Source organism: Streptococcus pseudopneumoniae (genome assembly GCF_001072665.1).
Taxonomy (GTDB): Bacteria; Bacillota; Bacilli; order Lactobacillales; family Streptococcaceae; genus Streptococcus; species Streptococcus pseudopneumoniae_S.
In genome coordinates, this window is sequence record NZ_JVJI01000011.1 from 22,789 (window position 1) to 29,479 (window position 6,691).

The 6,691-nt window shown below is 40.7% G+C and carries 7 protein-coding genes and 2 pseudogenes; all 9 read left to right on the forward strand.

The window, feature by feature from the left end:
* Positions 1–8: 8 nt before the first annotated feature.
* Positions 9–1,112, forward strand: coding sequence for a prephenate dehydrogenase (locus ADH52_RS00985; RefSeq protein ID WP_049509528.1), 1,104 nt, complete (start codon positions 9–11; stop codon positions 1,110–1,112).
* Between the two features lie 10 nt (positions 1,113–1,122).
* Complete coding sequence (locus ADH52_RS00990; RefSeq protein WP_049509530.1) at positions 1,123–1,461, forward strand: YlbF/YmcA family competence regulator; 339 nt, start codon at positions 1,123–1,125, stop codon at positions 1,459–1,461.
* A 91-nt stretch (positions 1,462–1,552) separates the two neighbouring features.
* Positions 1,553–2,836: a 3-phosphoshikimate 1-carboxyvinyltransferase gene (gene aroA / locus ADH52_RS00995; RefSeq protein WP_049509532.1), complete on the forward strand. Its 1,284-nt coding sequence runs from the start codon at positions 1,553–1,555 to the stop codon at positions 2,834–2,836.
* Positions 2,829–3,305 (forward strand): shikimate kinase, encoded by a 477-nt coding sequence (locus ADH52_RS01000; protein WP_049509534.1) that lies wholly within the window; start codon positions 2,829–2,831, stop codon positions 3,303–3,305. Before aroA ends, ADH52_RS01000 begins: the two co-directional genes overlap by 8 nt.
* Positions 3,302–4,150, forward strand: a complete 849-nt coding sequence (gene pheA / locus ADH52_RS01005; protein WP_049509536.1) for a prephenate dehydratase — start codon at positions 3,302–3,304, stop codon at positions 4,148–4,150. Before ADH52_RS01000 ends, pheA begins: the two co-directional genes overlap by 4 nt.
* Positions 4,147–5,457, forward strand: coding sequence for an LCP family protein (locus ADH52_RS01010; protein WP_049509538.1), 1,311 nt, complete (start codon positions 4,147–4,149; stop codon positions 5,455–5,457). Before pheA ends, ADH52_RS01010 begins: the two co-directional genes overlap by 4 nt.
* 172 nt (positions 5,458–5,629) lie before the next feature.
* A pseudogene (locus ADH52_RS11875) lies at positions 5,630–5,857 on the forward strand (IS1182 family transposase); the annotation flags it as partial.
* Between the two features lie 226 nt (positions 5,858–6,083).
* Complete coding sequence (locus ADH52_RS01020) at positions 6,084–6,482, forward strand: DUF1310 family protein (protein ID WP_049509541.1); 399 nt, start codon at positions 6,084–6,086, stop codon at positions 6,480–6,482.
* A pseudogene (locus ADH52_RS01025) lies at positions 6,479–6,691 on the forward strand (hypothetical protein); the annotation flags it as partial. The gene ADH52_RS01020 and the pseudogene ADH52_RS01025, both read left to right, overlap by 4 nt.

Sequence of the window (6,691 nt, forward strand, 5' to 3'; positions counted from 1 at the left end):
GAGTTCCTATGGCAAAAACAGTCTATATCGCAGGTCTTGGTCTGATTGGAGCCTCTATGGCCCTAGGTATCAAACGCGATCATCCAGATTATGAAATTTTAGGTTATAATCGCAGTCAAGCTTCGAGAGATATCGCCTTGAAAGAAGGCATGATTGACCGTGCAACGGATGATTTTGCTAGTTTTGCTCCTTTGGCAGATATCATTATTCTCAGTTTGCCAATCAAACAAACTATTGCTTTCATTAAGGAGTTGGCTAACTTGGATTTGAAAGAAGGCGTGATTATCTCGGATGCGGGCTCAACCAAGTCATCCATAGTAGATGTGGCGGAGCAGTATTTGGCTGACAAACCTGTTCGCTTTGTTGGGGCCCATCCCATGGCTGGTAGCCACAAGACAGGAGCTGCTTCTGCGGATGTCAATCTTTTTGAAAATGCCTATTATATCTTTACACCTTCGAGTCTGACTAGTCCTGGCACGCTTGAGGAAATGAAGGATTTGCTTTCAGGGCTTCATGCTCGTTTTATCGAGATTGATGCCAAGGAGCATGATCGTGTCACTTCTCAGATTAGCCATTTTCCTCATATTCTGGCCTCCAGTCTCATGGAGCAGACCGCGGTTTATGCTCAAGAACATGAGATGGCAAGGCGCTTTGCGGCAGGTGGTTTTCGAGATATGACCCGAATTGCGGAAAGCGAACCAGGTATGTGGACCTCCATTCTCTTGTCCAATCGTGAAACCATTCTAGACCGAATTGAGGATTTTAAGGAACGTTTAGATGAGGTTGGTCAGGCCATCAGCAAGGGAGATGAGGAGCAAATCTGGAACTTTTTCAACAAAGCGCGTGAGCAACGTCAGGCCATGGAAATTCATAAGCGTGGTGGTGTGGATAGCTCTTATGACCTCTATGTCGATGTTCCCGATGAAGAAAACGTCATCCTGCGGATTTTGGAACTGCTACGTGGAACTTCCTTGGTCAATATTCACATCAATGAGGAAAACCGTGAAGATATTCACGGGATCCTACAAATTTCATTTAAAAATGCTCAAGACTTAGAACGAGCCGAGCACCTCATAACAGAAAATACCGACTACACAGTCGTTATCAAATAAGGAGAAAATCATGTCAAATATTTACGATAGTGCAAACGAACTTAGTCGCGGTCTACGCGAATTACCAGAATACAAGGTTGTTAAAACAGCTAAAGATGCGATTTCAGCAGATGCTGAGGCAAGCAAAATTTTTACAGAATATGTTGCCTTCCAAGAGGAAATTCAAAGACTAGCGCAGACAGGTCAAATACCAGACGCTTCCTTTCAAGCTAAAATGGAAGGCTTTGGCAAGCAGATTCAAGGAAATAGCCTCTTGTCAGAATTCTTTACCAAGCAACAACAATTGGCTATTTATCTTTCTGACATTGAAAAAATTGTTTTCGAACCAGTTTCAGAATTGCTAAAATAAGAAAATAACTATCATAAAGTCAGAAATTTTTAAGGAATTTCTGGCTTTTTATGATAAAATAAGTAAAAGTATTGCAAGTATGAGGTCCAGTATGAAACTAAAAATAAACATTAGCCACTTACACGGCAGTATCCGAGTTCCAGGTGACAAGTCTATTAGTCATCGTTCCATTATCTTTGGCAGTTTGGCTGAGGGTGAGACCAAGGTTTATGATATATTACGTGGCGAAGACGTTCTTTCGACCATGCAGGTTTTTCGTGACCTTGGTGTTGAAATTGAGGACAAAGATGGGGTTATTACCATTCAAGGTGTAGGTATGGATGGCTTAAAAGCGCCGCAAAATGCTTTGGATATGGGAAATTCTGGAACCTCGATTCGCCTGATTTCAGGCGTTCTTGCTGGTGCAGACTTTGAAGTAGAAATGTTTGGAGATGACAGTCTTTCCAAACGTCCTATGGACCGTGTGACGATTCCATTGAAAAAAATGGGCGTCAGCATTTCAGGGCAAACTGAGCGAGACCTGCCTCCCCTTCACTTAAAAGGAACGAAAAATTTAACACCTATTCATTATGAGTTGCCAATTGCCTCTGCCCAAGTCAAGTCCGCCTTGATCTTTGCGGCCTTGCAGGTTCAGGGGGAGTCTGTTATTATCGAAAAAGAGTGCACTCGTAATCATACTGAAGATATGTTGCAACAATTTGGTGGTCATTTAAGTGTGGATGGCAAGAAAATCACAGTCCAAGGACCGCAAAAATTGACAGGACAAAAGGTGGTTGTTCCAGGAGATATTTCCAGTGCAGCCTTTTGGCTAGTCGCAGGTTTGATTGTTCCAAATTCTCGTGTGGTGCTTAAAAATGTGGGCATCAACGAAACGCGTACTGGTATCATTGATGTCATTCGCGCCATGGGTGGAAAATTAGAAGTTACTGAAATTGACCCAGTCGCTAAATCTGCTACTTTGACTGTTGAGTCTTCTGACTTGAAAGGAACAGAGATTGGTGGCGCTTTGATTCCACGCTTGATTGATGAATTGCCAGTTATCGCTCTGCTTGCGACTCAAGCCCAAGGTGTAACAGTTATCAAGGATGCTGAGGAGCTCAAGGTTAAGGAAACAGACCGCATTCAGGTTGTGGCAGACGCTTTAAATAGCATGGGTGCGGATATCACACCTACAGCAGATGGAATGATTATCAAAGGGAAATCAGCCCTTCACGGTGCTAGAGTCAATACATTTGGAGATCACCGTATCGGTATGATGACAGCCATCGCAGCCCTCTTGGTTGCAGATGGAGAGGTGAAGCTTGATCGTGCAGAAGCCATCAATACCAGCTACCCTAGCTTCTTTGATGATTTGGAGAGCTTGATTCATGGCTAAGGTGTTATTAGGCTTTATGGGGGCTGGTAAATCGACTATTGCAAGAGGCTTGGACCCTAATTACCTTGATATGGATGCCCTGATTGAGAAACGCTTAGGTATGTCCATTGCGGAATTTTTCGTGGAAAAGGGAGAAGAAGCCTTTCGTCAGATAGAATCAGAAGTCCTAGCTGATTTACTACAAAGAGACCAAGTTGTGTCAACTGGTGGAGGAGTGGTCGTTTCTCAGCGAAATCGTGACTTACTAAAGACAAATTCTGATAATATCTACCTGAAAGCTGATTTTGACACCCTCTACCAACGCATATCAGCTGATAAAGACAATCAGCGCCCGCTTTTTCTAAATAATAGCAAGGAAGAATTAGCAGCTATTTTCCAAGAAAGACAGACTTGGTATGAGGAAGTTGCCAGTCGGGTTTTGGATGTGACCAAGCTAAGCCCAGAGGAAATTATAGAGGAACTGAGATGAAAATTGCTTATCTAGGTCCCAAGGGATCATTTTCACACCACGTTGTGCAGACAGCTTTTCCTCAGGAGGAATTGCAAGCCTTTGCCAATATTACAGATGTTATCAAGGCCTATGAGCAAGGCTTGGTGGACTATTCTGTGGTGCCAGTTGAAAATTCTATCGAGGGTAGTGTTCATGAAACCTTGGACTACCTTTTTCATCAGGCTCGTATTCAAGCAGTGGCAGAAATCGTTCAGCCCATTCACCAGCAGTTGATGGTAGTCCCAGGTCATACTAAGATTGAAAAGATTTTTTCTCATCCACAGGCCTTAGCTCAAGGAAAGAAATTTATCGATGAACAGTATCCAGATGCTCAAATTGAGGTGACAGCCAGTACAGCTTATGCTGCCCGCTTTATTTCTGAACATCCAGACCATCCTTATGCAGCGATTGCACCAAGAAGTTCTGCTGAAGAATATGGCTTGGAACTGATTGCCGAGGATATTCAAGAAATGGAAGCCAATTTCACACGTTTCTGGGTTTTGGGAGCTGAAAAGTCTTCTATTCCCTTGAAAGCACAAACTGAGAAAATGACTTTGGCCTTGACCTTACCGGACAACCTTCCAGGTGCCCTTTATAAGGCTCTGTCGACCTTTGCTTGGAGAGGAATTGACCTGACAAAAATTGAAAGTCGGCCACTCAAGACAGCACTGGGCGAATACTTTTTCATTATTGATGTGGACTATGCCGATAAGGACTTGGTCCACTTTGCCCAAAAAGAATTAGAAGCCATCGGAATCCAGTATAAGGTTCTGGGTGCCTATCCCATTTATCCAATATCAGACCATGGAAAGGAGAGAAGATGAGTAAAGAAAATCCTTTAAACCATCACGAGCAGTTACGTTATGACTATCTCTTTAAAAATATTCATTACCTCAATGAGCGAGAGAAAAAAGAGTTTGCATACCTGCAAGGTAAGTTAAATATGGCTAGTAGTAGTGAAGCTTCTCCAGAAATTCATAATGAAAATCACGATATGGAAGAGTCTTTTATGGAACCAATCAATCAGTCTCCTCTTCCATCCTATGGCAACCGAAGTCGTGCAAAAAAATACCAGAAAAGCCATTCTCTTCCAAAGGTTAAGTCCAAGAAACGTAAGATTCGTTGGGGGCGCATTTTTGCAGGATTGCTTGCCCTTCTAGCCTGTGTCGGTTTTGGTATGATTTTTATGTTCCTAAAAGGCTATTCAAATGCGGACCCAAATAAACCTGCCAATGCTAAGGCAGCTCAAGTAGAAGTTTTTCATGGTCAAGATACCAAGGATGGAGTTAATATTTTGATTATGGGGACGGATGGACGGATTGGCCAAAATAGTGCTGAGACGAGAACGGACTCTATTATGGTACTAAATGTTGGTGGCTCAGATAAGAAAATTAAGCTGGTCAGCTTCATGCGTGATAACTTAGTTTATATTGATGGATATAGTAAGATTATCAATGGAAAGAAACAAACAGATAACAAGTTAAATGTAGCCTATGAACTAGGGGAACAGGAAGGCCAAAAAGGAGCAGAAATGGTTCGCCAAGTATTGAAAGATAATTTTGACTTGGACATTAAGTACTATGCCTTGGTTGATTTTCAGGCCTTTGCAACCGCTATTGACACTCTCTTCCCTGATGGGGTGACGATTGATGCCAAATTCTCAACCTTAGAAGGTCAACCTTTAACCGAAGCTACGGTGGGAGATGACTTGCATGCTACAGAAACAGAGTCTCCAACCCAGACTATCAAAGTTGGGAAACAGCAGATGAACGGTTCAACCTTGCTCAATTATGCTCGCTTCCGTGATGATGATGAAGGTGATTACGGTCGTACCAAGAGACAACAGCAAGTGCTGACAGCTGTTCTGCAGCAACTCAAGGATCCAACTAAACTTTTTACTGGATCAGAAGCACTTGGTAAGGTCTTTGGGATGACCTCTACGAATGTTCCCTATAGTTTCTTATTGACAAATGGTTTATCCTTCCTAGATGGAGCGCAAAATGGCATTGAGAGATTAACGGTTCCAGAACTAGGTGATTGGGTAGATGATTATGATGTTTATGGAGGACAGGCACTCTTAGTAGACCAAAATAAATATCAAACTAAACTTTCTCAAATGGGAATGAGATAAGATAAGACAAAATTCCAAATAAAAAACTATACTTTAAATATAAAATAACGATCCTTGGACAATAGTCCCTTATCTCCAAAAAAAGCAACGGATTTGCCGTTGCTTTTTTACATGGTTGCGATAGTCTTTGTAAAATAGAATTGCTTAATAAACCATTTAGAAAGGCTATCCCATGCATTTTCACTATAACACAAATCAAACAACTATACCACTAGAAATCAGTTCTTTCTTACCACAAGATCATCTTGTCTTTACTATTGAAAAAGTGGTGAATACCTTGGAAGATTGTCACTTTGACGCCTTCTATCATTCCTTTGGTCAGCCGTCTTATCACCCTAAAATGTTTGTATCTACTCTTTTATTTTCCTATTTACAAGAGATTTTCTCTGGTCAAGAAATTGCTAATGAAGAGTATACAAGTTATTCTGAAACAGATCCTTTGAAAATCAAAAACGATAAAAGAAAGAAACCCATAGGTACAGTCCGTCAGGTGATTGAAAACGAGACTGGATTGAAGGTTTACGTAGTTGAGAGTTCAGACCGATCTTTATGGTATACTATAAGTAAATCAGCGCATGATATATTTAGCGCATGATATATTTGTAAAATAACATAAGGGAGATGTCATGAAGTCATTAAAAATTGTAGGAATTGTTTTAGCTAGTTTGTTGGTTATCGTTGGATTAAGCATAGGAGGATATAAAGTAATGAAACAAGTAGAACAAGATGAGATGGTGAAAATTGTAGAGAGTGAGGAAGTCAAAAAGATTGTTGAAAATAAACTTAAATATCTAGATAGTGAGGCCTTAACAAAAGAAGGTACAATAAAATCGTATGAAATTGATATCGACTCAATTAAGCATAATCCCATGGGTGGTATTGATTTTAAAGTATATGTAAATTCAGATAAAAAACTAAGAGTAATGTATGGATTAGAGAAAGATAGCATTACTGGAAAAATTGAATATTCAGGTGGCGGCTATTCTGCTCAACTTGCAGAATTGTTAAAAAAGGTGAAAAAATGATACAAAAATATACGGAACATGATAGACAAAAAATTGCTGCTAGAGAATATACGGAGTATACGAAGGATGATCCAATTGATATTGGAACTGATAAAAATCCTAATGTAATCGGCACAGTTCGTCAGGTGATTGAAAACGAGACAGGGTTGAAGGTTTATGTAGTTGAGAGTCCAGACAAATCTTTACGGTATACTATAAGTAAATCAGTA

Bases quoted from the DNA above. Each gene is read 5' to 3' on its own strand.
- ADH52_RS00985 (WP_049509528.1), top strand. From the start codon at position 9: ATGGCAAAAACAGTCTATATCGCAGGTCTTGGTCTGATTGGAGCCTCT.
- ADH52_RS01020 (WP_049509541.1), top strand. From the start codon at position 6,084: ATGAAGTCATTAAAAATTGTAGGAATTGTTTTAGCTAGTTTGTTGGTT.
- ADH52_RS01000 (WP_049509534.1), top strand. From the start codon at position 2,829: ATGGCTAAGGTGTTATTAGGCTTTATGGGGGCTGGTAAATCGACTATT.
- ADH52_RS00990 (WP_049509530.1), top strand. From the start codon at position 1,123: ATGTCAAATATTTACGATAGTGCAAACGAACTTAGTCGCGGTCTACGC.
- ADH52_RS01010 (WP_049509538.1), top strand. From the start codon at position 4,147: ATGAGTAAAGAAAATCCTTTAAACCATCACGAGCAGTTACGTTATGAC.
- aroA (WP_049509532.1), top strand. From the start codon at position 1,553: ATGAAACTAAAAATAAACATTAGCCACTTACACGGCAGTATCCGAGTT.
- pheA (WP_049509536.1), top strand. From the start codon at position 3,302: ATGAAAATTGCTTATCTAGGTCCCAAGGGATCATTTTCACACCACGTT.